The 26,196-nt window shown below is 53.2% G+C and carries 20 protein-coding genes and 1 pseudogene; 9 read left to right on the forward strand and 12 right to left on the reverse strand.

What is annotated here, in order from left to right:
• Positions 1-24: 24 nt before the first annotated feature.
• The 5 genes from KTE_RS20275 to KTE_RS20295 form a co-directional block, all read right to left on the reverse strand.
• Positions 25-381 carry a hypothetical protein gene (locus KTE_RS20275; protein WP_201383773.1) on the reverse strand — a complete coding sequence of 119 codons (357 nt, stop codon included), beginning with the start codon at positions 379-381 and terminating at the stop codon, positions 25-27.
• Between the two features lie 908 nt (positions 382-1,289).
• Entirely contained in the window at positions 1,290-2,258 is a 969-nt protein-coding gene (locus KTE_RS49655; protein ID WP_201384021.1) for a group II intron reverse transcriptase/maturase, read from the reverse strand.
• Between the two features lie 107 nt (positions 2,259-2,365).
• Positions 2,366-4,156 carry a reverse transcriptase/maturase family protein gene (locus KTE_RS20285; protein ID WP_201387146.1) on the reverse strand — a complete coding sequence of 597 codons (1,791 nt, stop codon included), beginning with the start codon at positions 4,154-4,156 and terminating at the stop codon, positions 2,366-2,368.
• A gap of 493 nt (positions 4,157-4,649) precedes the next feature.
• Positions 4,650-5,621 carry a reverse transcriptase domain-containing protein gene (locus KTE_RS20290; protein WP_236600672.1) on the reverse strand — a complete coding sequence of 324 codons (972 nt, stop codon included), beginning with the start codon at positions 5,619-5,621 and terminating at the stop codon, positions 4,650-4,652.
• 1,696 nt (positions 5,622-7,317) lie between these two features.
• Positions 7,318-8,562: an IS110 family transposase gene (locus tag KTE_RS20295; RefSeq protein ID WP_201384025.1), complete on the reverse strand. Its 1,245-nt coding sequence runs from the start codon at positions 8,560-8,562 to the stop codon at positions 7,318-7,320.
• A gap of 823 nt (positions 8,563-9,385) precedes the next feature.
• Between KTE_RS20295 and KTE_RS49660 the strand changes: the two are divergent.
• From KTE_RS49660 to KTE_RS20320, 6 genes and pseudogenes are all read left to right on the forward strand, one after another.
• Positions 9,386-9,811 (forward strand): annotated as a pseudogene (locus KTE_RS49660) (DUF1634 domain-containing protein); the annotation flags it as partial.
• 75 nt (positions 9,812-9,886) lie between these two features.
• Positions 9,887-10,723, forward strand: coding sequence for a sulfite exporter TauE/SafE family protein (locus KTE_RS49665; protein ID WP_374226815.1), 837 nt, complete (start codon positions 9,887-9,889; stop codon positions 10,721-10,723).
• Between the two features lie 156 nt (positions 10,724-10,879).
• Positions 10,880-11,281: a molybdopterin-dependent oxidoreductase gene (locus tag KTE_RS20305; RefSeq protein ID WP_201384029.1), complete on the forward strand. Its 402-nt coding sequence runs from the start codon at positions 10,880-10,882 to the stop codon at positions 11,279-11,281.
• Between the two features lie 78 nt (positions 11,282-11,359).
• A complete protein-coding gene (locus tag KTE_RS20310; protein WP_201384031.1) occupies positions 11,360-12,046 on the forward strand; it encodes a molybdopterin-dependent oxidoreductase in 687 nt (228 codons plus the stop codon).
• 469 nt (positions 12,047-12,515) lie between these two features.
• Positions 12,516-13,838: an IS701 family transposase gene (locus KTE_RS20315; protein WP_201384033.1), complete on the forward strand. Its 1,323-nt coding sequence runs from the start codon at positions 12,516-12,518 to the stop codon at positions 13,836-13,838.
• Between the two features lie 148 nt (positions 13,839-13,986).
• On the forward strand, positions 13,987-14,892 hold the full coding sequence (locus KTE_RS20320; RefSeq protein WP_201384035.1) for an NAD(P)-dependent oxidoreductase: 906 nt from the start codon (positions 13,987-13,989) through the stop codon (positions 14,890-14,892).
• A gap of 184 nt (positions 14,893-15,076) precedes the next feature.
• Here KTE_RS20320 and KTE_RS20325 read toward each other — a convergent pair whose 3' ends face one another.
• The 3 genes from KTE_RS20325 to KTE_RS20335 all read right to left on the reverse strand — a co-directional run bounded on the left by KTE_RS20325 (position 15,077) and on the right by KTE_RS20335 (position 18,260).
• Entirely contained in the window at positions 15,077-15,811 is a 735-nt protein-coding gene (locus tag KTE_RS20325; protein WP_201384037.1) for an SDR family oxidoreductase, read from the reverse strand.
• A gap of 160 nt (positions 15,812-15,971) precedes the next feature.
• A complete protein-coding gene (locus tag KTE_RS20330; protein ID WP_201384039.1) occupies positions 15,972-17,015 on the reverse strand; it encodes an aldo/keto reductase in 1,044 nt (347 codons plus the stop codon).
• Positions 17,016-17,252: 237 nt separating this feature from the next.
• Positions 17,253-18,260, reverse strand: a complete 1,008-nt coding sequence (locus KTE_RS20335) for a LacI family DNA-binding transcriptional regulator (protein WP_201384041.1) — start codon at positions 18,258-18,260, stop codon at positions 17,253-17,255.
• Positions 18,261-18,797: 537 nt separating this feature from the next.
• Between KTE_RS20335 and KTE_RS20340 the strand changes: the two genes are divergently transcribed.
• Positions 18,798-19,967, forward strand: coding sequence for a potassium channel family protein (locus KTE_RS20340; RefSeq protein WP_201384043.1), 1,170 nt, complete (start codon positions 18,798-18,800; stop codon positions 19,965-19,967).
• Positions 19,968-20,291: 324 nt separating this feature from the next.
• On the opposite strand, the gene KTE_RS49670 is transcribed toward KTE_RS20340, so the two are convergent.
• Positions 20,292-20,459 (reverse strand): peptidoglycan-binding protein, encoded by a 168-nt coding sequence (locus KTE_RS49670; protein ID WP_374226782.1) that lies wholly within the window; start codon positions 20,457-20,459, stop codon positions 20,292-20,294.
• 475 nt (positions 20,460-20,934) lie between these two features.
• Here KTE_RS49670 and KTE_RS20345 point away from each other — a divergent pair, with 475 nt between their 5' ends.
• Positions 20,935-22,506, forward strand: coding sequence for a hypothetical protein (locus tag KTE_RS20345; protein WP_201384045.1), 1,572 nt, complete (start codon positions 20,935-20,937; stop codon positions 22,504-22,506).
• A 41-nt stretch (positions 22,507-22,547) separates the two neighbouring features.
• Positions 22,548-23,405: an LLM class flavin-dependent oxidoreductase gene (locus tag KTE_RS20350; RefSeq protein WP_201384047.1), complete on the forward strand. Its 858-nt coding sequence runs from the start codon at positions 22,548-22,550 to the stop codon at positions 23,403-23,405.
• Positions 23,406-23,472: 67 nt separating this feature from the next.
• Here the strand turns inward: KTE_RS20350 and KTE_RS20355 are convergent, their stop codons facing one another.
• The 3 genes from KTE_RS20355 to KTE_RS47615 all read right to left on the reverse strand — a co-directional run bounded on the left by KTE_RS20355 (position 23,473) and on the right by KTE_RS47615 (position 26,184).
• A complete protein-coding gene (locus KTE_RS20355) occupies positions 23,473-23,859 on the reverse strand; it encodes a GGDEF domain-containing protein (protein ID WP_255552916.1) in 387 nt (128 codons plus the stop codon).
• Complete coding sequence (locus tag KTE_RS20360) at positions 23,760-25,007, reverse strand: cupin domain-containing protein (protein WP_236600494.1); 1,248 nt, start codon at positions 25,005-25,007, stop codon at positions 23,760-23,762. The genes KTE_RS20355 and KTE_RS20360 overlap by 100 nt, the downstream gene beginning before the upstream one ends.
• Before the next feature lie 907 nt (positions 25,008-25,914).
• Positions 25,915-26,184: a sensor histidine kinase KdpD gene (locus tag KTE_RS47615; protein ID WP_236600495.1), complete on the reverse strand. Its 270-nt coding sequence runs from the start codon at positions 26,182-26,184 to the stop codon at positions 25,915-25,917.
• Between the last annotated feature and the right edge of the window lie 12 nt (positions 26,185-26,196).

The following is a 26,196-nucleotide window of genomic DNA, read 5'->3' on the forward strand; positions in this document are numbered from 1 at the left end:
TGCTTTGCCTCCTGTGTCTGTTCGTCAAGTTTTCTCGTCAAGAAAGACCAAACGGAAGTCTGCTCGCTTTCGCGCGGGATCATGTTGTCTCTCGACGTAATCCCTATCCACCCCATTGCAGGCGGCTTTCGCTTTCTCCGTTTTCCTTTGCCCGCATTCCCATAGGCCGTCCTTGCGGTTGGCTGTCCCTTTCGGGAGGACTACGGGTTTACCACGTTCCGTATGCATACCCGGATCGAGTAGGTTCTGCCTCTGCGCCGGTGGATACAGCGTCTGCGCCAGGGTAAAGGGGCACACCCTGGACCGATCCACACTGCCTTTTGGCTCAAGCCTGTCAGCATCTTTGGCTTGTTTTCGGTGACGACGTTTTAGGCAGTTCACATCTGTTAACCATACGATCCAACCCTAGTTCCCGACCGCTTTGATGCTAGCAGTCGTAGTGAACTCCTCGCGGGTTCATTACCACTTTTGCAAGCGAGGCATCCATTGTCCCAAGAGCTTCACACCGCCGGATTACTCCAACCGCATGTCTTGGTAGGGTACTGAGGGCAGAACCCCAGGTGAGATTCTGTTCATTCAAATCTCACAGCTATTCATACGGCTTCGTGTCGCACGCCCTCCCCCGAACCGTGCTTGCGCCTTTCAGTGCACACGGCTCTCCAGTTTCCATTCGTTCGAGAAGGTGCTCTACTGCATTACGCGAGCGTTCCTTCTTTCCCTTTGTACTCCCTGTGTCCCTTCGTCTTGTCCCAGGCATTACCCCAGGCATTTGGCTACTATGGACACTCCGTCACCGTAGGACTCGCGTCCCTTAGGTGATCCCGTATTTACGCTCATGAGACGTGCTAGTGCGCTCTAGGTGCCCAACTCATCCCCTTCTACTCACTCATTGTGAGTCACTCACCACAGAGAGCGTTAGCGCACCCGTAGCTACTCGGTGCCTATTGTGGTGTCACCGCCTCAGGTATGCTGCGATGGGCGCGGAAATCGCCGTTGGGAATTTGGGTTGAACCAATGCAGGCTTCACCATACGCACAGGACTTGCAGGTACGACTACGCTACATACCTTCGCGCTTCCCTGCTTTGCCGATATGCTCTTTTCCCCTTTGAGTTTCCTCTCCAGGTAGGTCGGCTGTCCTAAAAGGTCTCTCGCTCTCAACCTCCTGCCTCTCTGAGGCTATCTCATGATCGCCGAAACGGCGCACAGCCACCTTCCGTTGGGGTCACGGGTGAAAACCAGTAGGACTGGGATTGACGCAGTCTAGCGTGGAGTAGGGGCCGGTCGCCCATTACTGGGTCGCCCGTGCCCCCCACCCCGAACCGTGCGTGCGGCTTGTCACCGCACACGGCTCTCCATGTACTTGCGCTTTGGGGTGCTCTCTGTCAGGGAGTGTTCCTGCGTGCAGGAGGTGATGACATCGGCAGCAGAGAACTAATGTTTTCCTTTGTCGCGCGATCATCATTTTCTGCCACATTTCTTTCCCTTTAGCAACGTCCTTGAGTTTTCTAACATGGTGGACCTCAAATGGACCTTGCGTTGTCTCGCAGTATTCGCAGATCTGCGTGTTTAGCCGTCGGATCAACTCCGAACGACAGAGCGTGAGTGCAAATGTGTTGGGAGCCAAATCAAGGCTCTGGCCACTTGACCGTGGAGGCTTGAGGTCTTTGAGTCGGAACACTCGAATCGTCCGAGTCTTCTTTTCTCCATGTACGGTGAGAACATGTCCATCTTCCGTTTTCAGTTGCTTCATGATTTTCATCACGCTTGTCTTGTGTTTATGTGCTAGCGTTTTGAACAGACTCCCTCTCCATAGATAGGGGAGTCTGTTCATTTCTCGTTTCCTATTTTGGGCTAAGGAGTAGTAGTTCGCTAATCCCCTCAATTCCCCATTGTAGGCAAGAATGATCTCTGCGTCGCTCAGCATCAACAGTTCTGGTCTGTGAAGCGCTTGATTTGTGCGGTAGTTGCCATATCTCCTGCTTTCACAGAATCGTTGAAGTTTGCCAGGTGGAATATGGAGTTGGAGCCTTTCCGACACCGATTTGAATGTAGTATGGCGTGAGCCACGCCTTACTTTCACAATACGATCGCCGGAGTAGGTTTTTATCCAGTATCCAACGAACGTTACCCCTTCTTTGCTGTGACGAATATGTGATTTGTCTTCCGCAATGGTCAGTTTCAAGGTGTCCTGGATATACCGTTTAACCTCTTCCCTGATCTTTTCGGCATCGGCCCATGAGCCGATGATACCGATCACATAGTCGGGTAGGCCGCAGGCGAGGTGCTACATACATAGCCCTTTTCCCCCGGCCCCCCGCCGAACCACGCATGCCCGTTTCCGTAGCACGTGGCTCTCCAGTGTTTTCAAGTCCGTATGCGCTGTCCATTAGCTCGTCCAGCATGGATGTCTTCATGGCATTTGCGACAAACGATCAGGGTTTTTCGCCGCCGTGCTGCCATGATATACATCCATCGTGGTCGTTCTCGCTGTCCCTTGGGTTGGAGGTCTTTCAAAGCCCGGATGTGATGGACTTCTACCTGCATCTGAGAACCACAGAGTTCACAGACATTGGCCAAAAGCCGTTTTTCCAGTTCTGATCGTTGTCCCCACGTCCAGGGTAGGGAGTCTTCAAGGATTGCTTTCATGTTTCGAGCCAGAGAAATTCCCCCCCATCGTGCTATCAGTGGCTGTTTCCCTTCTCGTTCTACAGTCACTTGTAGCGCTTTTCTGGGACCATGTGGCGTCTCGACGGTGGTTTGGTAGCGGTCATAGACTTGAGAGACCGTAATGCGCAGCTTTTGCGCGAGTGTTGCCACCAGTGATCGCTCCATCACCCATTTGAGTCGATTGAGTTGATAGCGGTTTCCCGCTAGTTGGTAGTATTCTGCCAATCCCCTGTATTCCTGTTGATACTGAGAGATGATACTGTAGACGGTATCCTCTGTTCGTTCTTTTCGGGAAACGGGTTTTCCGTGCTGCAAATACTCCTGACATTTCTCTTGGATGACGTGCATGGGCGCTCTGAGGCCAATTTGACCGTTGAGACTTCGGTGTCCACGCCAGTCATGCTTCTGGTCGTTTTTGCACATCACGATCTGATAGCCCAAGAATTGGGCAGCTTCCGTTTGCGCATGGGTAATAAGCGTTTTGGTCTCGGAGAGTTGGAGCTTGAGTGTTTCGCGCAAAAATTCTCCGATCTGCTGCTTAATTTCTTCAGCTTCTTCTCGTGGACCGCTAAAACCGATGAGCCAATCATCCGCATACCTTGCATACCGAATGCGTCTGTAGCTTGGATCGGTTGGATCAAGTGCGGGAATCTGTTGCATTTGTCGGCGGAGCCGTTCTGCTTCTTCCGTTTGGCCTGATCTTCTCCGACATGAAGCTCGAAGCTTCAGAGAGGTGTAGGGAGGATTTTCTCTTCGTACCGTTCCTCGTGTGTACTTTGGAAGGAGAGTGTGTTCGGCAAATTTGTCCAATTTGTCTAAATAGACGTTGGCTAGTAGCGGACTCAGAATACCACCCTGTGGACTGCCACTGTAGGTGGCGTGATAGCACCATTCCTCCAGGTAGCCAGCTTGCAGGAGCATTTCGATGAGCCGAAGAAGACGACCATCGTGGATTTTCTCCCCCAAGATTGCCATCATGACCGTATGGTCAAGTGCGTCAAAGCACTGAGCAATATCGCCTTCTACCAGCCACTTTGTGCCTATCCACTTGTGGTAGATCTCATTGAGAGCAGTATGGCAACCTCGTCCTGGGCGAAATCCGTAGGAAGTTGGGCTAAACTGAGGCTCGTAGTATGCGGAGAGGATTAACCGCATCACTTCTTGTAGCAGTTTGTCTGACCAGGCGGGGAGTCCGAGTGGCCGTAATTTCTTCGAGCGTCGCTTCTCGATGTAAATGCGGCGTACAGGTGTCCACTTGTAGCGCTCATATCGCAGGGCTTCAATGATGGCTTCAATTTTGGACATGGACATTCCGTCAGCGGTTTCTTCCGTGGTTCCTGCTGTGAGGGCACCATCGTTCCTGTAGATCTTTCCGTAGGCTTTAAGGTACAAAGCAGGATTGAACAACAGTCGATAGACTCGTTCCAGCGGCAATCCTTGTTTACCGCGTTCATGGATGATACTCAATATCTGATCGGCATCTCGCATCTCGCGTACCTTTCTGGTGGTGAGTATCGAAAACACCTACCATCCTTCGCCATGTACAAGGTTACGTATTCCCTTGCGCGGACTACTACGATGGTTCCGTGACCGTGCCGCTCTCGCGGGGTAGGCCATCCCAAGTTCCCTGATTGCTAGACGTATCGAGCCTGACGTAGGTGCCGTGTTCGCTCCCTTGAGTGGAGTCGTTCTCCACCGCTCATCCTCTGGAGGGTTAAGGTGCCGACGACTTTGACACCCGATGAGGATGACCCCGCAACAGACGCTGTAATCGGGGAATGTACGCTTTCATCGCTGGAAGCTGCGGTTCAGCCAGTGTAGGTTTCACCATATCAGGCGGGTCTTGCAGAACAAGGCTTCAGCGTCTTCACGCCTTTTCCGCTTTCCCAACATGCTCCTTTCCCTTTCGACTTTCATCTCCAGGTAGGTTGGGTGACCCAGAAGTCATTTCCTCCAAACTTCTCCTCTCTGGGAGAGGGATCTAGCAGCCGGTTAAATGGCGCACGTCGTCTGCGTAACGGCAGTAGTGGAGCCGCTTGTAGTCACGATCAAATGGGTCCCCACTTGGTAATTTTCGTCGTTGTTGCTGGACGCGCTTGATTTCTTGCCGGACCTCTCGCAGTTCTTTCTTACTCGCCCCCTTTCTCTTCAGGTTATTCCATGTCCTGCTCAGACGACGAAGGGTATATGAGTGGACAAGATAGTTCTTGTTCAGCTTACGTTTTGCCCCTGTGTTGAACCGTTCTTTCATGCCTTTCATGAATAGATCGAATTCGTGCAGGTAGATGTTCGCCAAAATTGGCGAGGCAATCGAGCCTTGAGGCACGCCGCTGTAGGTTTCATGGTAGGTCCATTCCTCCAAGTAGCCAGCATCAAGCATGGCTTTGATGAGGCGTAGAAAGCGGTGATCTTCAATTTTCTTTTTCAGAAAGCTCAACAAGAGGTCATGATTCATGGTATCGAAGTAACTTCGGATATCCATATCAATGATCCATTTGACCGCTGTCCATTCCTGCCCAATTTGTTGGAGAGCAGTATGAGGAGATCGTCCTGGGCGGAAGCCGTGTGAACTCGTTTCAAAGATGGGTTCATAGATTCGTTCCAGAATGATCCTCACCACTTCTTGGACGAGTTTGTCGTCCCCTGAAGATATACCGAGAGGTCGTTGCTTGCCGTTTTTCTTTGGCACATAGACACGACGAGTTGGTTTGAAACGGTAGGTTCCGTTCTTCAACCGTGTGATGATTGAAGCAATTCTTTCTTCAGAGAAGCCATCCAGCGTCACCTTTCCTACTCCTGGCGTCGTTGCCCCATCATTTGCGTAGATGTTGGCGTAGGCTTCGTACCACAGAATGGGGTTCTCCATCAGACGGAAAAGACCATTGAGGCGTTTTCCCTGCTGAGAGATTGCTCCAAGTGCTTCTAACCTCCTAATGACTGTAGCGGGTAGCATCAGCACACCCTCGCTTTCGGTTGATTTGAAGCCTAGTACACTGTTGCCCTTCCCCCCCAAACAGGCCAGGTTTCATGAGGATTACTTCTCATTTATCCCTCTGTCGGTCCTGGATTCACTTCTTTGTGAGGCCAAGCTGCGGACACCATTACAGGTCTACCTTGGGGTAGGGTAAGAGGCCAAGTCCCGATTACTCGGGAGCATCAACCCCTCCCCTCCGAACTTAACGTGCACCCTTTCGATGCATTAAGCTCTCCAGAGGCCCGTGTCTTTTCAACACCACTCCCATAGCGGTCTTATGACATATCCATGTCAACCGCCACTTTTGAGTCTGGCCTCCTGCGACCCTTTGTCTCCCACATGGGGAAACTCCTATGGTCGCTCCGTTACCTTGCTCCTTACGGAGTTTAGGCAATCCCTCAGTTCCATCAAATGTCTCAGTCTGTACGTAGGTGCCCATTTCGTCATTTCCCTCTCCGTGAGGGCTGGCTCCAACGAGAGCTTGCAGCGAAAATAGTACCGTTCCTCTGCACGTTGGACACAGGCGATTATCCCGTTCCTGTGGGCTGCGGCATTTCCGCCGTGACTTGGATTTAGCCAATCAAGACTTCACCATATACAGCTTCACTTGCTGACCTCTGACTCCTGGGACTGGAGCTTCACCAGCATTTTACACGACATGCTATTTTCCCCTCACGTCTTTCGGGTGAAGGTGTCCCCACTCTCGTACGAGAGCGAGTAAGTCGCTGTGTTACTCACCTTGCTCTAGTGAGCTTACCCCGACGGGTAAGAGAGACATTTGTGACACAAAGGCGCACTACTACGGCAACTCCGTCATCATGCAGGAGATACCTCCTGTTTAGATGATCCCGCATTTCCAGCAAAGTGAGAATGGAGCGTGCTCCAGGCCCCTCGTTCGTCCCTGTAACCCTCGTATGAAGGGTATGCCAGAAGAATCGGATAGAGCAGTAGTCAAAGCGTACTGTTCTACCTTCTGGTCTAGCGCTTCGGCCATCTTTCGCTAGCGTCTGTATGGAAGACCATAGGAACTGAGGTTCAAGAAATCGATCTTTGACCAATACACGCCTTGTACTGACAACTCACAGGATTGATGACTACCTACTACGTTGCCTTTTTCTCCAACATGCTACACTCCCCTCTCCCTTTCGGGATTCAAGCCTTGCGGCAAGGATCAGTTGGATGTACACGAGATATTCCGATAATCCCGACAGCCTTTGCTGCACTCATCTTTGCCGACGATACGGCGCAAATTCGCCATACACGTCTTGCACTAACCCACCCGGAGGATTGGTGACTTCCTCCTACGTGGCTGTCCTCGCATGCTATGGTCGCCCTCCTTTTTCAAGGTTTGGGGTAAGCGAGGAGTGCATGGAACCGTCCATCAGTTCCAATATCGTTTGATACACTCACTTTCTGCCGCTGATGCGGCGCACTGCAGGACCCCGCTCGCTCTCGGCACCCAGCGCCCACCCACCCCAGTCAAGGGCGGGATCGCCCACGCGACTGGCTGACAGAAAGGAACCGGTGATGTTGGCTAAGTACGTCTCAGGACCAAAAACAGCACACACTCATCCGGCGTCAAGGCGAAGGGAATGGAGCGAATCCACGCACCATCTCCCCTTGACGGAGAAGAACAACGGCGAGAAACAAGGGGTGGTCTGATGAACGCCCCTGATCATCCCTTTTGTTGTGTTGCTCGAAGCTGCTTCTGTCGCTCAGACAGCCGATAGGTTGAGCCGCCGTAGTGGATTTCCTCCACCTCCTCACTCAAACCAAGCTGGTCAAGATAGTCATACAAGAGCAGAAGCCGGTCGCGTTTTTTGCCGGGAATGGTCCCGGTATGACTAATCCAGTTCAGCAATTTGCGCGTCACGGCCTCGATTTGCGCATGGATATCGGATTCCTGCTGGCTAAGGACATGCCAGATGGTCACCAACAGCTTGCGGGCAATGGCCACGATCGCCTTTTGTTTGCCAATGCGCGCGGCCAACCGCTCAAACTGGGCTTGCCAGTGTGGGTGATGTTCAACGGCCACCCAGGCTGCCTCAACCATGATTCCACGCAGATCACTGCGTCCTTCCTTGGTGATACGACCACCTCGGTTGGTTTCCCCAGACTGGTGGACACTGGCTCCTAAACCGGCATAGCCCACCAGATGTTTGGCCGAGGGGAAGCGGCTGATCTCACCAATAGCAGCCAGGATACGCATGGCGGAGAGGACTCCCAACCCTGGCAACTGCACCAGGAAAGGCACCTGCTTTCTCCAGGGATCGCAGGTCGAAAGCCGCCCAAGTTCTGCTTCGATCTCATTGATCAACCCGTTGAGTGTTTGGTACAAGCTCAGATCCTGTTGAACTCGGAGTTTTTCGGCAAGCGGCAGATCCAGAGCCAGCCACCATTCCCGTTGATGGGCAGCAAAGGGCATACCTGGGGATGGATCGAGATTATGGCGTTGCAACACACTGTGCAGACGATTAGCGGCCTGTGTCCGTTGCTGGACCAATCGGTTGCGATGGGTCACCAAGGCGCGCAGTTCCCGCACTTCCTGCGGCGGCACCCACACCGCAGGAATGAGATTGGCTGCAAGTAAACTGGCCAATTTAATCGTATCACGCGAGTCTGTCTTCACACGCGCAGCGGCAATCAGTTTGACTGCTTGCGGATGAGCGACGACCACCTCTGCGACCAGAGGCTGGAGTTGATCGTACAGCAGCCACGCATTGGACGTCGCCTCAAGCACGATCGCATCGGCATGGGTTAAATGGACTTTCGCCCACTCGGCAAACGCCGTAAAGCCAAAACGCCGAGGGGAAAGCACCACCTGTTGCTGGAGATCCACCGCACCAACCATGAGGTATTGACGATGCACATCCAGCGCCACAAAACGTGTGGCCAACGAACGAGGTGTTTCTGTGAGCATTTCATCCTCCTCCCACCTTTGCACTACGTAAACAATCCGGGTGGATGAGGTGCGCCATTCGGGCTTGTGGGAAATCACTCACCAATACGAGCTTGGCATTGCGAGCCATCTCAGTTCAGGTATTCGGGCGGGCGACCAAACAACGAGACGGGCTCGATGTCCCATGCGCATACCACGGTCAGCCCCGACACCACGCACCACGGCGGCGTCCCCGCCAGTGAACACTGGTAGGGTAGCACGCGGCACACCCCATGGCAACATCCTAACAACGAGATGTACGTATAAACAAAATAAAGTGGCTTGGACCGCCCTTTGTCGCCATCGCGCTTTGGCGATAAAGCGTAATTTTCACGCACCTCTCCAGCAAGCAAGTGATAAGACCGAAGTAGCTTGTAAAGCCGACTCAAACAATATCGCCTGCTTACTGTAAGCTCGTTTCACATCCCATGGGCAGAGCCAAATGTTGAGCAGCTTAACCATTGCAGTGTGGAAATATGGCTCTAGAAGCGAATGATTGTACGCCTTCATTGGTAATTCTGGTGGGCAGGAGGTCACACATCTCGCGCTTTATCTGCAATGTACTACAGGTTGTTTACACGCTCACACTGAAAAGAGAAGGAGGCAGCCATATGTGCAAAAATTTACAGCTTGCTCTTGTATTATTCCAACAGGCTATGATTCAATGCAAATCATAAATTGTCATTATGTGCGGTAATAATCTCTCTTGAAGAAGAACAGGATCATCCGAGTCATACACAAACGTGTCTCAAGAAGATCCCCTGATCAAAAATGGAAGAATCGGAAGGTTTTTGGGGAGGTTCGAGTGATACGACACCTGCGTTCCTTTTTCTCGGCTCATCAGGTTTCTGGTGGGGATCAGCAGGGCTCAGACCCATCTGAACACCAGCAAGAGCCAGTACCTTACCCATATGCCTGGGCGACTGCTCTAATTGGCGGGGTTCTGCAAGGCGGCGTGTTGATCAGTGCTGCGGTGATGCTGGTTGGGATTATTCTGCTTCCCACTCGACCAGGGGGGCTTTCTCCAGAGCGTTTACTGGTCTTTCCGTTCACCGGGTTTGCACTGGTAGCCAGCCTGGCTCAATGGCATCCCCAGGGGATCATCACACTGGGCTTACTGTTGTTGATTGCCACACCTGTTTTACGCGTAGCGGTCTCGATCGTGATGTTTGCGGTAGAACGTGATCACACCTATGTGTTCATTACCTGTCTAGTGCTGGCTATTTTGCTGTTCAGTATCTTTGGTGTGGGCACCTGGAGTTCCGGGCAACACGCCGCGCTGACTGGAGGGATACAGTTTTCCGCACTGGCTCCCGTGCTGATTTTCCTGGCGTCGATCGCCGCGGGTTTACTCGGCTCGCTGGTGGGTCTCGGCGGTGGCGTGCTAATCGTGCCGCTGCTCATCCTGATCTTTAAACTGCCCGTCACGTTTGCCATTGGCGCGAGCATCATCTCGGTCATCGCGACCTCCAGCGGCGCGGCAGCAGCCTATGTACGCGATCGCCTCACCAATCTGCGCATTGGGATGTTTCTGGAGATTGCCACCACGATCGGAGCGATCAGTGGGGCGTTTCTCGCCGGTGTGCTAGCTCCCAATTTGCTGAACATCATCTTTGGAGTCATTCTCTTGCTTTCTGCCGCGCCGTTGGTGGTCGAAATCGGCGAAGACACTCCTCAGGGGGTGAAAAACGATCACCTGGCAACCTGGTTGCATCTTTCCAGTATCTACCCTGACCACAAACTGGGGAAGGATATGGCGTATCAGGTAACGCGCACTCCCTGGGGACTGGCTATGATGTACGTTGCTGGCCTGATCTCAGGGCTCCTGGGCATTGGCAGCGGAACCTTTAAGGTCATCGCGCTGGACTCCTTGATGCGGTTGCCGATCAAGGTCAGTACGACGACCTCCAATTTTATGATTGGGGTCACGGCGGCGGCCAGTGCGGGCATCTATTTCTCGCGTGGGGACATTCCCCCGCTGATCGCGGCTCCGGTCGCGCTGGGCATTCTCGTTGGCGCGCTGGTCGGAGCACGCCTGCTCGCGAGCATCAGCAACAAACTGCTTCGGCTGATCTTCTTGTTGGTGTTGCTCGTCAGCGCCATCGAGATGATCTTGCATGGAGTCGGGTGGGGAGCATTTTAGCGAAAAAACGGGACAAACGTGTCTCACAAAACCAGCTGATCCTCCCAAGCGAGAAGCATGGTGAAACCCTCTTCTCAGGCCAGCCCTGCCCTTGCAGGGAGAGATCAGGGGTTGCTCCCTGGTGTACCGCGTCGTGAAAGGAGAAAAAGATGCAAAATGAAGACCGCTTCAGTGTTAACGGTCTATCAAGAAGACCCGTTGAATGCCGGAACGTCACTTGCATATCTGACGCAGATATTTTTGACACCGTCCGACTGGTTTTTTATCCGTGGACACGGCACGATCCCTCTGGTGGGCCGAGACACCTATCGTCTCGTCGTGAAGGGAATGGTCCAGCATCCCCTGGAGCTCTCGATGGAGGAGCTACTCACCCAATTTCCCCAGCGCCAGCTTGTCGCGACACTTATCTGTGCCGGCAGCCGGCGCAATGAACTGGTGGCCATTCACCGTTATCCGAAACTTACCCAAATATGGACAAGCCATACTTGGTGTTCGGTTCCTGCTTCAACGAACAACCTGCCTGGTTTCCCAGGTCTTACAGGATCTCCGCAGGCGTAAATTCCGACGTAACTCGCCGTACTAGCAATAAGTATAGCAGATGAGTCAAGAGCATTAAATGTCTACAAATAGCAAGAAATGTTCATAGTTCAAGAAGCTATGATTACCCCTCTGCCGGGAGAAATCCTCTGGGATGCTGATTGGATCAGCATCCTAGATGACGCGGCGGGAGTCGAGGAAGAGGCCCGCTATGTAGCCTTTCGTGGGCTCGACCAAGCTCAGGTCGCAGGCGACTTGGTGCATTTTGGCAGTTCAATCCGCCTGGAAAAGGTGCTGACGCCCGAAGTCTTGCTGGTCCACGAAATGAACGGCGCTCCCCTGCCTCGTGAACATGGCTTTCCCTTGCGCATTCTCGTGCCAGACTATGTCGGGGCCAGAAGCGTCAAGTGGCTGCAGGACATCACGCTCCAGAGCCAGCCATCCACCAATTATTTCCAGGCTCGCGATTACAAAACCTTTCCTCCAACGGTGGCAGCGGAAACCGTCGATTGGGAGCAGGGGAAGACCCTGGAAGAGATTGCCTTGAACGCAGTCATCTGTACTCCCAAGTCAGGAGAGACGCTCCAGGCGGGTTCCGTCTTGGTGCAAGGGTATGCGCTCGCTGGCGAGGAGGCGCCAGTCGAGCGCGTCGAGCTTTCTATTGATCGAGAAGCCACCTGGATACCTGCGACGATCCGGGAAAAGACGGATCGCTGGATCTGGTGTTTCTGGGAAGCCCGCCTTTCTCTGCCTTCTGGAAAGTACCAGCTTCTTGTCCGCGCCTGAGATGCCGCAGACCGAACCAGTCACAGGACGCACGCCCCCTCTGGAACTTCAAGGGCTACGCCAATAACGCCTGGCATCAGGTGCAATTGTGTCTCTCGTCTGAGGCATGTCTTAGGGTCATTCCATGGTTTCGTGCAAGAATCCTTGCACGAAACCATGGAATGACCCTCCATTAGGAGCTATTGTGGTAAATGGCCTGAGCAGCACAACCATTGACTGCCTGCAAAACTGTTCTCCATCTAGGATATAGTTGAACCTTGAAAATAAAGAAGGACCTTCAAGAAAAATGCTGAGAAAAATGTTACTGATCTCTACGTAAAAAGCTAAACTTTGCTAGCCATTCCTTGCTCGTTTTCAGGAAGTTCAAATTTAGTTATCTATGCCGAGATCAGTAGCCCTCTTTTGTCAGGGAGGGATAGATTGAAAAGAGAAGGAGAAAAGGTATCGGAGCAGAAAGAGGAGATGGGAGATGACGTTAGCAAGACAAGCAGCCCCCACAGTGGCCTTTGTGGACGAGTATTGCACGTGCTATGAGGACCTCTTTCCCGACGTGCGCAGCTTTGAGTACTTTAAATACATTCATGTGGGATTGTTGTCGGAGATGAAACGCAAGACCTTGCCAGCCATCGCGAGAAGCTGTGGGGACATTGATGCCCAAGGGCTCCACCATTTTGTGGCCAATACTCCCTGGGACGTGGAAGCGATACGAACCAGACGACTCCAACTCTTGCGCCAAGCTCTCGATGGCAGGTCATTCGTCCTCTGTATTGATGAGACAGGCGACAAGAAGAAAGGGAAGACAACCGATTATGTGGCCTCACAATACATCGGCAACCTGGGCAAAATCGAGAATGGCATCGTCTCGGTCAATGCCTATGGGGTCCTCGATCAGATGACCTTTCCGCTGCTCTTTCGCGTGTTCAAACCTGACAAGCGCCTCAAGGGAGAGGACCAGTACAAGACCAAACCGGAGTTGGCGGTCGAGATCATTGAGGAACTGCAAGCCTGGGGCTTTCAGTTTGACGTCGTGTTGGCAGACAGCCTGTATGGCGAGAGTACCCAGTTTGTGCGGGAACTGGAAAAGCGACACCTCACCTACGTCCTGGCCATTCGCAACGATCACGGCATGTGGCTCCCGCCTGGTCAGCGCATCCGTTACACCACCTGGCGGCCATTCGAGCGGACCTTTTCCAACGGGAAGTCGCAAACCCGCTTCATCCGTGAGGTGATCTATGGCCAACGCTTGAGCGTCCGTTTCTATCTGCTCACGACCGATCCCAAGACGATGCCGGCTCAAAGCACGTCGTATGTGATGACCAATCTGCAAGGGAACCTGCGAAAAATGCTTGGCGACACCTATGGATTGCGGACCTGGATTGAGTATGGCTTCAAGCAGACGAAGAATGAACTGGGCTGGGCGGATTACCGCGTGACCGATTATGCCTCGATCGAGCGCTGGTGGGAGCTGGTGTGCTGCGCCTACCTGCTCGTGAGCCTCTACAGTCCTGTCTTCCAGTCCCAAACGGGTGAATGGCTTGAGCCGCTTCCTCAAGCGAGTTCCCAAGCGGCTGCTCCAGAGGCTGCATCTGACCGCTTCTCCGAGCATGTCTGGTGGGATCGGGGACAGGGATGGAAGAATCTGTTGAACAACCTGCGTCTCATTCTCCAACCCTACGTCTTCTACTCCCTCCTTTTCCCCTGGCTGATGGTCTTCGACATCCCTGAAATCCATTCCGGCTTCGCCAAGCTCATCTCCTTCATGGACGGCTTTCACGCCCGTCTCCCATTCTGACAGAAGAGGGGTAGAACCCCGCTCTTGTCAGGCCGTGGTTAGAAGGCTCTGTTCCATAGGTCAGGTACACTTTTAGGGTAAAGTAGTGTAGGTCAGAGGATATGAATAGGTTTTCTCGTGCAAACAGAAGAAATGGAGAAACTGAACAATGGCGGGAACGAAGCATTCCAGGCAGAACATCGGCTTTATCGGCATAGGGCATATGGGCAGTCATATGGTGCCCAGGCTGCTACATGCGGGCTATCACCTGACGGTCTATGATCGTACAGCGGAGCGGGCACAAGCCATGGGCCAACTCGGGGCGCTGGTGGCCCAGACACCCAGAGAGCTGGCTGCCAGTTGCGACGTCATCATCTCCTGTGTCACGAATGACCGCGCTCTGGAAGCCGTCATGCTGGCGCCAGATGGAGCGCTGGCGGGAGCGCATGCCTTGTCAGCGATCATCGATATGAGCACCGTTGCCCCGCAGACTTCGCGCCACCTTTTCCAGGCCGCGAAAGTTGTGGGTGTGCCGATGATCGACGCGGCTGTCTCTGGTAGCGTGCCTCAAGTCGAGCAAGGAAGCCTGGTCATCTTTGTGGGTGGCGAGCGGCAGACGTATGAGCGCTGCAAACCCATCCTTGATGTGCTGGGAAAGCAGAGCATCTATCTGGGCACAAGCGGAAAAGGGACAACCATGAAGCTGGTGGTCAATCTGCTGCTGGGCCTGGGCAGGCAGGCGCTGGCGGAAGCGCTCGTGCTCGGAGAAAAGGCCGGACTTGAAAGAGAACAACTCATCGATGTTCTCAAGCAGACAGCGGTGGTCTCTCCTCGTCAACAAGCCGACCTGGAGCACGCACGGCAGCGGGAGTATGGAGCCGATTTTGCCCTGGCCTTGATGTCCAAGGACCTTCAGCTCATGCTCAATGAGGCCTTTGAGGTATCCGCGCCGCTGCCAATGACGGCAGCCGCACAGCAAATAGCCGCGGCTGCGATGCCAGGCTATGGCGAAGAAGATGCTTCAGCCATCATCCAGTTTATGGAAGCCTTCGCTGGTATCTCTTACTCATCCTGAGAATACGACCCTATACGGTATTGTCAACTTCATTGGAATTGTAGAGCTTATATAAGAGAAACAGACCTCAAAGTGGGGATTGCACCCTTTTTCTGGCCTTGGTTGCTAGAGAAGTCTGGCTGATGTGGCATTGAAGTGGTGAAAACTCATCAACAAAATTTTTTAAGTTGACAATACCCTCATTTCAGGTAAGGGGTTCAGCCATGGTGCGCATCTGAATTTCGATGATGCGTGAGTGAGCAGGCTGCGTGCAGGCCAGGAGAACTGCTGAAGCAACATCCTCCGGGTCAAGCATGCCTGATTGTGCGACCCTTTCTGGTGTACGTCCCTTCCCTAGTGCAAATTCCGTCTTGACTCCACCAGGGCAAATCACCCCTACCTTGATGCCATGAGGACGTAATTCTTTGTCCAGAGCTTGCGCAAACCCAACCTGCGCAAATTTTGTTGCACAGTACACCGCTTCACCCGCAAAGCCATAAATGCCAGCCATCGACGAGATCATCAGAATGGTGCCTGACTGTTGTTCGATCATCAGAGGGGCGATGTGGCGGGTAAAGAGAAACGTAGAACGCACATTGGTATCCATCATCTCGTCGTATTCTTCAGCGCTGGTGTCGATCAGTTGTTTGTAGTTTCCCACCCCGGCATTGTTGATCAGGATATGCGCCGCCCCGAAGTGCTCTTTTGCCACCAGAATGGCACGCCGAGCCGTTTCCTCCTCTCGAACATTCCCAACCACCGCTACGGCTCGCCCCCCTGAGGATTGGATCATCTCCACAAGCTCGTCGAGTCGCTGCTTGCGACGTGCAATCAGCACAAGACTGGCTCCTTCTTTGGCCAGGGCCAGGGCACATGCTTTGCCAATACCTGCGCTGGCTCCTGTAATCAAACAAACAGATCCGTTTAATCTCTGACTCATATATTTCCGTTCCTCAATCTTATGAAAGGAAAACGCTCAAAAGCCGCGCATTTTCTTACAAGACGCTTCTTTACACTGCAATTCAGTGCTTGGCTTTGATGTGTTTTCAACATTTTGCAACATAACTGGAAAAAGAACGCAATCTCTCGGCACTCTTTTCTTATCGCTCTTTATAAGCGGGGACAGCTAAAGGATTGCGCTCAGCGAAAGGCCGTTGATGCCAGTAAGGATAGATTGTAGGGATCTCGCTGGCCTTGTCGAGCTTCTCAACCTGCTCAGCAGTGAGATCCCAGCCGACCGCGCCAAGGTTGTGTGTGAGCTGCTTCTCGTTGCGAGCACCCACGATGACACTTGCTACCGTGGGACGCTGCAACAACCAGTTCAGGGCGATCTGAGCTACTGATTTGCCCGTCTCTTCGGCTATTGCGTCGAGTGCGTCCACAATCTCGTACACCTTCTCATCAGAGAGACGCGATCCCTCTGAGCCAATCTGCTGCACTCGACTGCCCTCAGGGGCTGGCTGGCTGCGGCGGATCTTTCCCGAGAGCACCCCTGCAGCTAGAGGACTCCAGACAATGGTCCCAACCTTCTGGTCAAGGGCGAGCGGCATAAGTTCCCATTCGTACTCACGTCCGACCAGGGAGTAAAAAGCCTGGTGAGCGACATAACGCGTCCAGCCGTAGGTCTGCGCAGTGGCAAGAGACTTCATCAGGTGCCAGCCGGAGAAATTGGAACAGGCGATGTAGCGTACCTTGCCGCTCTGGACCAGGGTATCGAGGGTCCGCAGTGTCTCCTCAACAGGGGTGAGTGCATCGAAGCCATGCAGCGTGTAGATATCGATATGATCTGTATTCAGTCTGCGCAGACTCTCCTCACAGGCCCGGATCAGATGATAGCGTGAGGAACCAAGCTCGTTTGGCCCATTGCCCATGCGGAATGTGGCCTTCGTTGAGAGAAGGAGCTGATCTCGTCGTCCTGCAATCGCTTTGCCAAGAATCTCTTCTGAGAGTCCGCCAGAGTAAACATCTGCCGTATCAAACAGGTTAACACCCGCCTCCAGGCAGATGTCAACCATGCGACTTGCCTCGGCCACATCAGTATTCCCCCAGGCACTAAAGAAAGCGTTTCCACCACCAAAGGTAGCTGTCCCAAAGCTCAGCGCAGAAACCTTCAGACCAGAACCGCCAAGTTGTCTATATTCCATCGATGTACGCCTCTTTTCTTTTAAATGTAAACATGATAGTTGAGCAGAGGATGGGCAGATCCATCGTTGTTGCTCTTTGCGAGAGATAAAAGCTTCTTGCCTGTGACCAGATCATGTTTGTTATCAACATGTATCTGTATGGCAATGCTTCCCTCTGGCCTATTCAGGACAATCTCTGACTGAACACTGGTTTTATATGTGGTTGCATAAGCAAAACCTTCTCAAAGAGAAAATAGGCTAGCAGGACTGGCGCACGACAAGAACAGGGTCAAACACGAGTCGTTGAACTTCGCGCTCAGCATTTTTGATACGTTCGATGAGTAGGCGTGCCCCCGCTACGCCCATGTCGTAGACTGGCTGGTGCATCGTGGTAAGCGGTGGATGGACCAGGGAAGCCATTAAAACATCATCGAAGCCGAAAACTGCTAACGTATCAGGAACACTGATGCGCTGAGCTGCGAGATAAGCCAAAGCACCGAGGGCAGTCATATCATTGACGCCAAAGATACAGGTAATATCGGAATGCTTCCATAAAAGCTGTTCTGTCGCCTCGCGGCCCTTTTCAAACGAGTAATCAGTTTGAGCAATTGGCAATTCGGGATGCTTCTCCAACTCATCTCCTAAAATAGCATCCCATCCCATAAAATCCAGGTATGCGCGCAAGCGTTGCTTCGCGGACACCGCATGCTCTGGTCCGGCCAGAAAGCCAATCCGGCGATGTCCCTTGCTAAACATCCACTGCATCGCTTCCGTTGCACCTTTATAGTTATTGACGGTAATTTGCGGTACATCCTGCCGCTCGGCCCCCCTACCGATAAGCACCACAGGAATATTTGCTGCTATCAATAGATTGGTCAGGAGATCGCTAAGTGTGACATCTACAAGAATGGTGCCGTCCACCGATTGCCGCCGAAGAATATCTATCGCCCGCCGCTCATTGGCAGGTTGCCAATCGGTCTCCAGCAAAATCACCGAATAGCCATGGCGCTGGGCCTCATCCTCGATCCCGCGAACCAGGCGAGGAAAGTAGGGATTGGCTAAATCTGGTAACACTACTCCCAGGGTCATTGTGCGCCTGGTCATCATCGCGCGCGCCTGAGCATTCGGCACATAATTCAGGTCGCGAACCGCATCCAGTACCCTTTGCCGCGCCTCATCACTCACATACCCTGAGCCATTGAGGACACGCGAGACCGTTCCCACACCCAGACCAGCCCGTTGTGCCACATCTTTAATCGTGGCCATATATTTCACCTGCAATTCTCCAAAGTCGATGGAAGCGCTACCACACCGTGCAAAAAAAGAGGACACTCCGTGTGAAAAAGAGTCTCTGTTCAATTGCTCCAAATATTCCCATATCCCCCCTCATTCTCTAGCCACCTATTCCCACAAAAATGAATTGCACCCACTTTTGTCAGAGAAAGAGGAAGCGTATGAGCGTCATCCACGAAATATCTTCTTTTTCTCTCACCCCTTACTATGTGCTGGGTACATTCTAGAGCCCGACGCATGTTTTTATTTTCACACAACCACCTGAACGTTATCTCGCATACGATGGTCAAAATGTGGAAGCGCTACCACAACTATACCTAATTTATAGGCCGGTTGTCAAGTCCTTCATCACTGAGTAACGGTTGGGCACGTCAGGGAAATTGACTCAAAGTTCAAATGAAAATAGTGGAATACCCCAAAAAAACTGCCCATTTGTTAGACTAGAGAGAGAAGACAAGCACGTTTCCAGGCGCTCGGAAGCAAAAGTAGCAGGCGAGAAAGGAACAGGCAATGCGTATCTTGGCAGTTCTTCTTGGGCTGTTCTTGCTGTTGAGTATTTTGTTCGATAGTTTTGAAACGATGGTTCTGCCACGCAGAATCAAACGCAGACTCAAGCTCTCGCTCTTCATCCACAATGGTCTCTGGAGAGGATGGGTCACGGTTGCACGCTTGCTGCGCTCTCCCGGCATGCGCGAGGTCTACCTCAGCTATTTTGGTCCGCTGTTACTGCTGTTTATGCTTGCTTCCTGGGCGGTAGGATTAATCGTGTCATTTGCGCTGATTCAATGGGGTTTCTCATCACCTATTATCGCACCAGAGAAAATTGCCACGTTCGAAACCTACCTTTACATGAGTGGGTCCACCTTTTTTACCCTCGGCCTGGGTGATGTCAAGCCGGCTACAGTATTCACCCGCTTTCTCGCGGTGACCGAGGCTGGAATAGGCTTCGGTTTCCTGGCACTCATCATTGGCTATGTTCCCGTCGTCTACCAGGCATTTTCACGGCGCGAAGCCCAGATCACCCTGCTGGATGCCCATGCTGGCTCACCCCCTCACGCCATAGAGTGGATCCACCGCCAGCACAACATGCAGGCAAACGAGGAAGAGATGGGCGATGTGCTCCACACATGGGAACTCTGGTGTGCCGATATCCTGGAGAGCCACCTCTCTTACCCGGCTCTGCTCCACTATCGCTCCCAGCATGAACGGCAGTCCTGGCTGGCAGCTCTCACCACTATGCTCGATATTTGTGCGCTCCTCCTCGTTGGCCTTGATGAGATCACTATTCCCACAGCTCGCTTCCTTTTCTCTATTGCTCGCCATACAGCAGTCGATCTGGCACAAATTTACCACACATCGCCAAGACGGTCTGCATACAATCGCCTCTCCTCAGAAGACTTCCTGCGCCTAGGAGATGCTCTGGGATCATTCAACCTCACGTTTCGCCGGGAGGATGCGGAACAACAACTCTCGGAGATGCGCAAGCTCTATGAACCATTTGTATTAGGTCTGGCAGACTACCTGCTCATCGATATTCCCTCTTGGTTGCCAGGCTCCCACCCGGTTGATGACTGGCAAACAAGCCCCTGGGACCATTTCGCGGTCTGGTCACAGGCAAAATTAGAGGAAATAACCCATCTTGTCATCGAACATAAACGCAAGTTGCCCTACCAACGCTAGCGAAGGGAATCGATTTGCCTCGTATTTTCCACTGCTGCAGGCTCCATTGTTGGTCCGATCGAAGACAGGTTGCCCAATATTGAATACCGTCACTCTATGACGAACATCCTCAATGCCCCTGGCGTGAGCGTGAGGCGGGTGTCTAGGCGACGAGTTAGAGCTGTTGGGGCGAGGGGCGGTAGAAGGGGAGGAGGCAGTGACCTGGGTGTGTCCCACGCAGGCCTCCAGGTTGTTGCTGTCGAGGCACGCGCTTTGATGGCGTGAGTGAGGTTACGACCGGACATGAATCTAAGCCCAGATGGTATGCTCCTCTCCTTGAGTGCGCTAGCAGAAGTAGGGGGTGGACCAGGTCTGTCTTCCAACGATACCATCAGCGTGGAGAGAGTCCCACTCTTGAAAATCCTTTACAGCAATCTGTGCTTTGTAGGATCGAAGAAGAGGCGTTGTTGCTTCCTCACGAAGTGCGTGCGCTAGCCTCCAGAAATCGCACAAATTGTTGTTTCCTTGTCCTACCAGGGGACCTCCTTTTTCCTGTTTTTGATGTCAGAGGAGATTAATGTGCATCTCTGGTGAGAGGAGGTGTCATGGTGGAGTGTTCACGCGACAAGAAATATGAGAAGGGAGCCAGTCGACACCTCACCATATGATGCTGGCTCTCCCGCGAAGTTGATGAATAATACAGATTACTTGCTTACAAAGCCAGTTTCTGGTCCTATTCCTCAGAAAGGATGGTGGATAGTGCTGAACTGTTTGGAGTGGCTGTATCACCCAATAAGTAGAGCAGGACATTTTCATTTTTTTCTCCCAGTGTTTTTGTAACACAGCCAGAGAGCTTTGCCAGGGATGCAGGGGCAGTTTATATACCCTCCTGAGCCTGGCCAGTTACCTTTGTGTATGAATGTATACTTCCTGTAGATAGACAAAAAGTGGTGGGGGAGTTTAACAGTCAAGTAGAAGGAAATATTTTATGCCAAATAACGACAATGATGCATTTGCAGGACGACACCACCAGGGAATGAGTCGACGGGAGTTCCTTGCAGAGACGGGACGTACCCTCAGCATGGCCCTGGCATCTGCCGGTGTCTTCTATGAGCTCATCGATAATCTTGCGCAAAAGCCCGAGCAGGCTGCTTTCGCTGCCGCCCAGCCTTTGCCGCCAGAACAGTATATCGTCCCGAGTACTCGCATTGTCAACGTGACGAGTGCAGGGGTAAGCGGGAGTGGCCCTGGCACGATTCCGGTGATACTCCATCCCCTCCACAACCATATCATCACCGCGAAAGTCAACGTCCCGGCGAACGCGAAAGCCTTACAGGAGGCACAGCACCATCTGGAGTCCGTCCTTGGGGGTCTGGAACAGCAATTTTCGCCTGCGACTTCCAACGGAGTGGCCATCCAGGTCGCCTGGGGACTCCCTTATTTCCAGCACTATATCCCGAGTTTGGGGAAATCGTCGAGTTTTTTCAAGGCTGGGACGCGCTACCCAGACTATATGCCGGTTGACCTGGCGACGTCTCAGAAACAAAAACAGAAGGTGTATGCGGTCCAGGAGGCCATGACGTTCCCAAGTGACCAGCCCCCGGCTGGCTTTGGGCCGGTGCGCCTGGAGCAGAATGATGTGGCCGTGATCCTCCGCAGTGACTCATTGGACAATATCATGGCAACCACCAATGCCATCTTCGGGACGGGAAGCAACCAGACGGGTAGTCTCTTCAAGGTGACCAGTATTCGCCGGGGCTCCAGCGGGGGAGGGTTCTATGGACAACAGAGCATCCCACGCAAGGTAGCTCTGGCGGCGAAGATACCCGGTGCGGAGTCTATTCCTCCTCACGCTCAGGTCTTTCTTGGCTTCACCACCACGTTACAGGCGAATATGGCCCCCGACAATATTCCGAGCCTGGAGACCATCCCGGGTCAGACCGATCAATGGCCCAACGGGTATTTCAAACAGGGAACCACCATGCACCTCTCGCACCTCTTTGAAGATTTGGCTACGTGGTACGGACAGGGCTTCCCTACATATGCTGATCGCGTCCAGGCGATGTTGCAGCCCGGCCTCTCGCCTGCGCCGGGGACGCTCATCCTCAATCCGCCAGGTCAAAGTGAGGCCAATGTGGTGCAAGGGGTCCACCAGTACCACGCCTACGGCCACACTGGGAGCATGGCGCCGGTGGACAGCACGACAGCGCCGACGACCAGCAACTACGGTGTGGACTACCCCACGGGGACGACCATCCCCGCGCGCGGTGATTTCAATACGGTGGACAATCCGTTCCACTACACCTCCGATCCGGCGGCAGACCACTACAGCAGCACGCCCGCCGCCGGGCTGCACTTCATCGTCTTCCAGCCGACGATTGCAATTTTTAATCGCGTTCGGCTCGCGATGGACGGCCATTATTCCGATCAGGCCCTCTCCGTCGCACCGCGCTCCCCCCACGCCGGCATCAACTCGGTCTTGTTCACGACCCACCGGCAGAACTATCTGGTTCCACCTCGGGGCCATCGCTCCTTTCCACTCGCGGAGTTGCTCGCCTGACAACGGCGCTCGTTGCACCATGAAAGAGAAGGAGAAGACCCATGAAGATCGGATTGAATATTCCTCCCACCCTCACATCACCGGACCACGTTGAGGAATGGGTCAGGCGGGTCGACGCTGGCCCGTTTTCCACCCTCAGTGTCCTTGATCGCGTGGTCTACGCGAATCTGGAGCCCCTCGTGACCCTGGCGACAGTAGCGGCGCTCACGACCCGTGTACGCCTGATGACCGAGGTCTTGATTTCGCTAGTCCGCAATACGACCATCCTGGCCAAGGAGTGCGCAACCCTGGATCTGCTTTCCCGAGGGCGTCTGACCCTTGGGATTGGGCTTGGGGGACGGGAGGATGACTATCTCGCGACCGGCATGCCCTATGTGCATCGCGGAAAACGGCTGGACGAGCAGCTGGAGCAGTTGAAGCGCATCTGGGCCGGGCAACCGGTTTGCCCCAACGTGGGGCCAGTTGGGCCCCCCCCTGCCCAGACCCATGGACCAAAGCTGCTGCTTGGTGGGTACACAGCAGGGACGATCCAGCGAGTTGCGCGCATTGCTGATGGTATCATTGCCGGGACAAACGAGATCACACAGATTGAGCGGACGTTCCGCGCGGTAGAGCAGAGCTGGCACGAGGCCAGCAGGGCCGGCAAGCCCTATCTTGTCGCTCAGATCGATATCGCACTGGAGCAGAACGGGGCACAAGAGGGACGTAAGAACCTACTCGACTACTATGCCACGCTCCCCGCTTTCGCTGCCCCCAAATCGGCGCTGCTGCTCACGACCACGCAGCAACTCCTGGACACCATGCACTGCCTGGAGCAGATGGGCACCGATGAGCTGGTCTTCTTTACGTGGAGTACCGCGATTGAGCAGATTGATCGTCTTGCCGATCTGCTGGGATAAGCGGTGGCAGTCTCAAGAGCATCGTCTTTCTCCAGAAAACACCTGTGTGACTGTTTCCTGCATGGTGTCAGAACTCTCTTCCCTCCCATTCGTGCGCGAGTGAGACGTGGTTACGTCCCAGACGCTTCGCCACATACATCGCCTGGTCGTCACAGGCAATCAGGCGCTCTCGTTCAGTTGCATCGGAGGGAGAGGTCGCAACCCCAAGCGAACAGGTCACCGAAAGACGCGCCTCTCCGGCAAACGTCTGCTCAGCGACCCGCCGCCGAATCTGTTCCGCCACCCTGTACGCCTCGGCCTGCTCTTTTCCTGGTAACACCACGACAAACTCCTCGCCTCCTCTCTCACGCCGATTTAAATAAGGAACGTTTTCTTCGTCGGTAGTTGGCTCATGAACGCCTGTGATACATTCAGGTTTCCCTGCACTAACCAGGGCGGCGTCACACCCATCCACTGAGCCAATGAGATACTCTCAAACTTGGGTGATCTAAACACCTCCATGTATTGGAGCGGCGTATCGCCTGTATTTTCAACGTAATGGAGATAGTTGCTTGGTACATAGCCCACATCACCGGCCTGATAGTCGAAGGTAGCCGCTGTTCCAGAAGAGGCAAAAGCAGTGAGACGTCCCTGACCCTGGAGGAAATACGCCCACTCGGCATTTGGATGCCAGTGGAGCTCTCTCATGTGACCAGGATTTATTGTCACCAGGCCTACCGAAACGCCAGTCACTGGAAAGGAAGAACTATCAACGATACGCACAGTGCCAGCCTCATTCTGAAGAACGGGCTCATTGTTCGACATGTGATAACCAAAGGCCCGGGGCGGCTTCCCATAAGGTTCGGGGACGGTCACGTCCGTTGGAGGTATCTCGCCTGGATAGATATAGCGTTGGCTTGGCGATGCAAGATTGCTCACTTCGCTTACAGGGACTCTAAAGTTTTTCGCCAATACATCTTTGGGGATATGAGCAAAGGCGTCACTGAGCAGGAAGGTGTCGTTCTCGGAATAATTTCCCTTCGTGAAAATCAGTATGAACTCAGAGCCCACGCCACCAAAGGCTTGAAGCGAGTGTGGAAAAGCCTCGGGGAAGAACCAGAGGTCACCCTGGTCGAGATTATCAACAAACATGCGCCCATCTGCGTCAAGACAGGTGATCTGAACGGAACCGACGGTGACGATTCCCCATTCGCTTACCGGATGCCAGTGCAACTCACGAATGGCTCCAGGATTCAAACGCATATCGACGCCTGCCATTTCAGTCGAAACTGGAAGCTCTTGGATCGTCGTTTCCCGGGCCCAACCAGCGGGCGCAAGCCGGTTGTGCGAGAGTGAGAATGGCCACTTCAGATTGGGTACAGTCCCTGCGTCGGTCAGAGGAGGGGCCAGCAGATCAGGATTCTGTTCATCAATCGCGATATCACGAGGTCCTGGATCGGTCCCACCAAGTCCATTTCGCTCCGGTTGCGGTACGCTGCTATTCGTGACCGTGTGAACCAGGGGCAACCCTGTGATGATTCCAGATGGACTTACGTTAGTTACACCAGGAACCGCAGAAGTTACTCCCGCTGCTACACCCATTGCTGCCATGGATTGAATCATTCTACGTCTACTTCTATCCATAATCGTATACTCACTTTCTTCTTCTTTGTAAGAACAAGCTGTACTACGGCACGGAGGCTCCAATCCAGTCTCGCCCAAGTGCTACTTCCAAGGTCATACTATTACCACTTCTATTATGAAAGAGGATCACAAGAAACCGATCTAATGCTGGTTCTCCACCATCTTCCGTGCTCAGCAATATGATGAAAGAGGCGAGAGTAGAACTCCATCACCGAAAGTGATGGAGTTCCACGATATGCTACATGTTTTCCTCACTCATATTTACTGCCACCCCCCCTTCAAATGTTAGCGAAAATCTTTACCACCTGAGACAATCTGCTTCAAAATGTTAATCAAAATCCTTTACCAGACCTCGTCGAGTTCCCCTTTTCTTCATGTGTTTTTTCAGCAAAGAACAGGCTTCTTTCTGTGTTCAAAGAAGCCTGTTGAAAATATGCGCTAGTGTTCTGTATCTGTCATTTATCGGGATAAAACACGGTTTTCCAGATAACCTGCCACTCTGCCAGGCGCGTTCAGCGAATCGGCTTCTCTCATAAGGCGTAGCATCACAAGGGACGTTGTTGCCGTTTTCCATTTCTCTTCACGCGTCAGATTCCGCAACATGTTCGCCAAGGTACTTGGAGAATGCGCCAAGAAATGCCTGAAAAAGGTCGCATTTATGGCAATCTCAGGTAGACTTCCTCTTGAGAGAGAAAAAGGCACGCGATTTTAGCACGACCTCAGGGAAGATGGTCATGAGAATGACGCCCGAAGTATTCCATACCTGGAGCCAGCGCCTATAGTTGAGCCCCGAAACCGAAGCGCTCGTCGCGTCCATTCGTTCTTCCCCTCCGGTGCGCTACAGCAGTGCTCACAAAGATTGAGACACATGGCAGGAGCGTTTGGGTCACTCTCCCTGAGATGGGATGGTAAACCAGAACGTGGCTCCCTGATCAGGAGCACTCTCTACCCCAACGCTCCCCTGATGCCGTTCAATGAACACTTGGCACAAATAGAGGACCAATCCGAAGCTCAGATCCAGTTCATGCTGGACGGCACTGCCTTTGGCACGATGGAAGCGTTCCCAAATATGATCGAGCTCTTCTCTCGCAATGACAGACCCCTCATTATGGACTGAGACACGGGCGAGCGCATCCGCAACTCTTACCTGCACCACCACAGGCCATTT

It is taken from the genome of Ktedonobacter sp. SOSP1-85, from assembly GCF_016587415.1.
In the GTDB taxonomy this organism is placed as follows: domain Bacteria; phylum Chloroflexota; class Ktedonobacteria; order Ktedonobacterales; family Ktedonobacteraceae; genus Ktedonobacter.

Excerpts from the sequence above, each read along its gene's own strand:
- KTE_RS20285 (WP_201387146.1), bottom strand. The coding sequence starts at position 4,156 with ATGCGAGATGCCGATCAGATATTGAGTATCATCCATGAACGCGGTAAA.
- KTE_RS20290 (WP_236600672.1), bottom strand. The coding sequence starts at position 5,621 with ATGCTACCCGCTACAGTCATTAGGAGGTTAGAAGCACTTGGAGCAATC.
- KTE_RS20295 (WP_201384025.1), bottom strand. The coding sequence starts at position 8,562 with ATGCTCACAGAAACACCTCGTTCGTTGGCCACACGTTTTGTGGCGCTG.
- KTE_RS20305 (WP_201384029.1), top strand. The coding sequence starts at position 10,880 with ATGAAGACCGCTTCAGTGTTAACGGTCTATCAAGAAGACCCGTTGAAT.
- KTE_RS20310 (WP_201384031.1), top strand. The coding sequence starts at position 11,360 with ATGTTCATAGTTCAAGAAGCTATGATTACCCCTCTGCCGGGAGAAATC.
- KTE_RS20315 (WP_201384033.1), top strand. The coding sequence starts at position 12,516 with ATGACGTTAGCAAGACAAGCAGCCCCCACAGTGGCCTTTGTGGACGAG.
- KTE_RS20320 (WP_201384035.1), top strand. The coding sequence starts at position 13,987 with ATGGCGGGAACGAAGCATTCCAGGCAGAACATCGGCTTTATCGGCATA.
- KTE_RS20325 (WP_201384037.1), bottom strand. The coding sequence starts at position 15,811 with ATGAGTCAGAGATTAAACGGATCTGTTTGTTTGATTACAGGAGCCAGC.
- KTE_RS20330 (WP_201384039.1), bottom strand. The coding sequence starts at position 17,015 with ATGGAATATAGACAACTTGGCGGTTCTGGTCTGAAGGTTTCTGCGCTG.
- KTE_RS20335 (WP_201384041.1), bottom strand. The coding sequence starts at position 18,260 with ATGGCCACGATTAAAGATGTGGCACAACGGGCTGGTCTGGGTGTGGGA.
- KTE_RS20340 (WP_201384043.1), top strand. The coding sequence starts at position 18,798 with ATGCGTATCTTGGCAGTTCTTCTTGGGCTGTTCTTGCTGTTGAGTATT.
- KTE_RS20345 (WP_201384045.1), top strand. The coding sequence starts at position 20,935 with ATGCCAAATAACGACAATGATGCATTTGCAGGACGACACCACCAGGGA.
- KTE_RS20350 (WP_201384047.1), top strand. The coding sequence starts at position 22,548 with ATGAAGATCGGATTGAATATTCCTCCCACCCTCACATCACCGGACCAC.
- KTE_RS20360 (WP_236600494.1), bottom strand. The coding sequence starts at position 25,007 with ATGATTCAATCCATGGCAGCAATGGGTGTAGCAGCGGGAGTAACTTCT.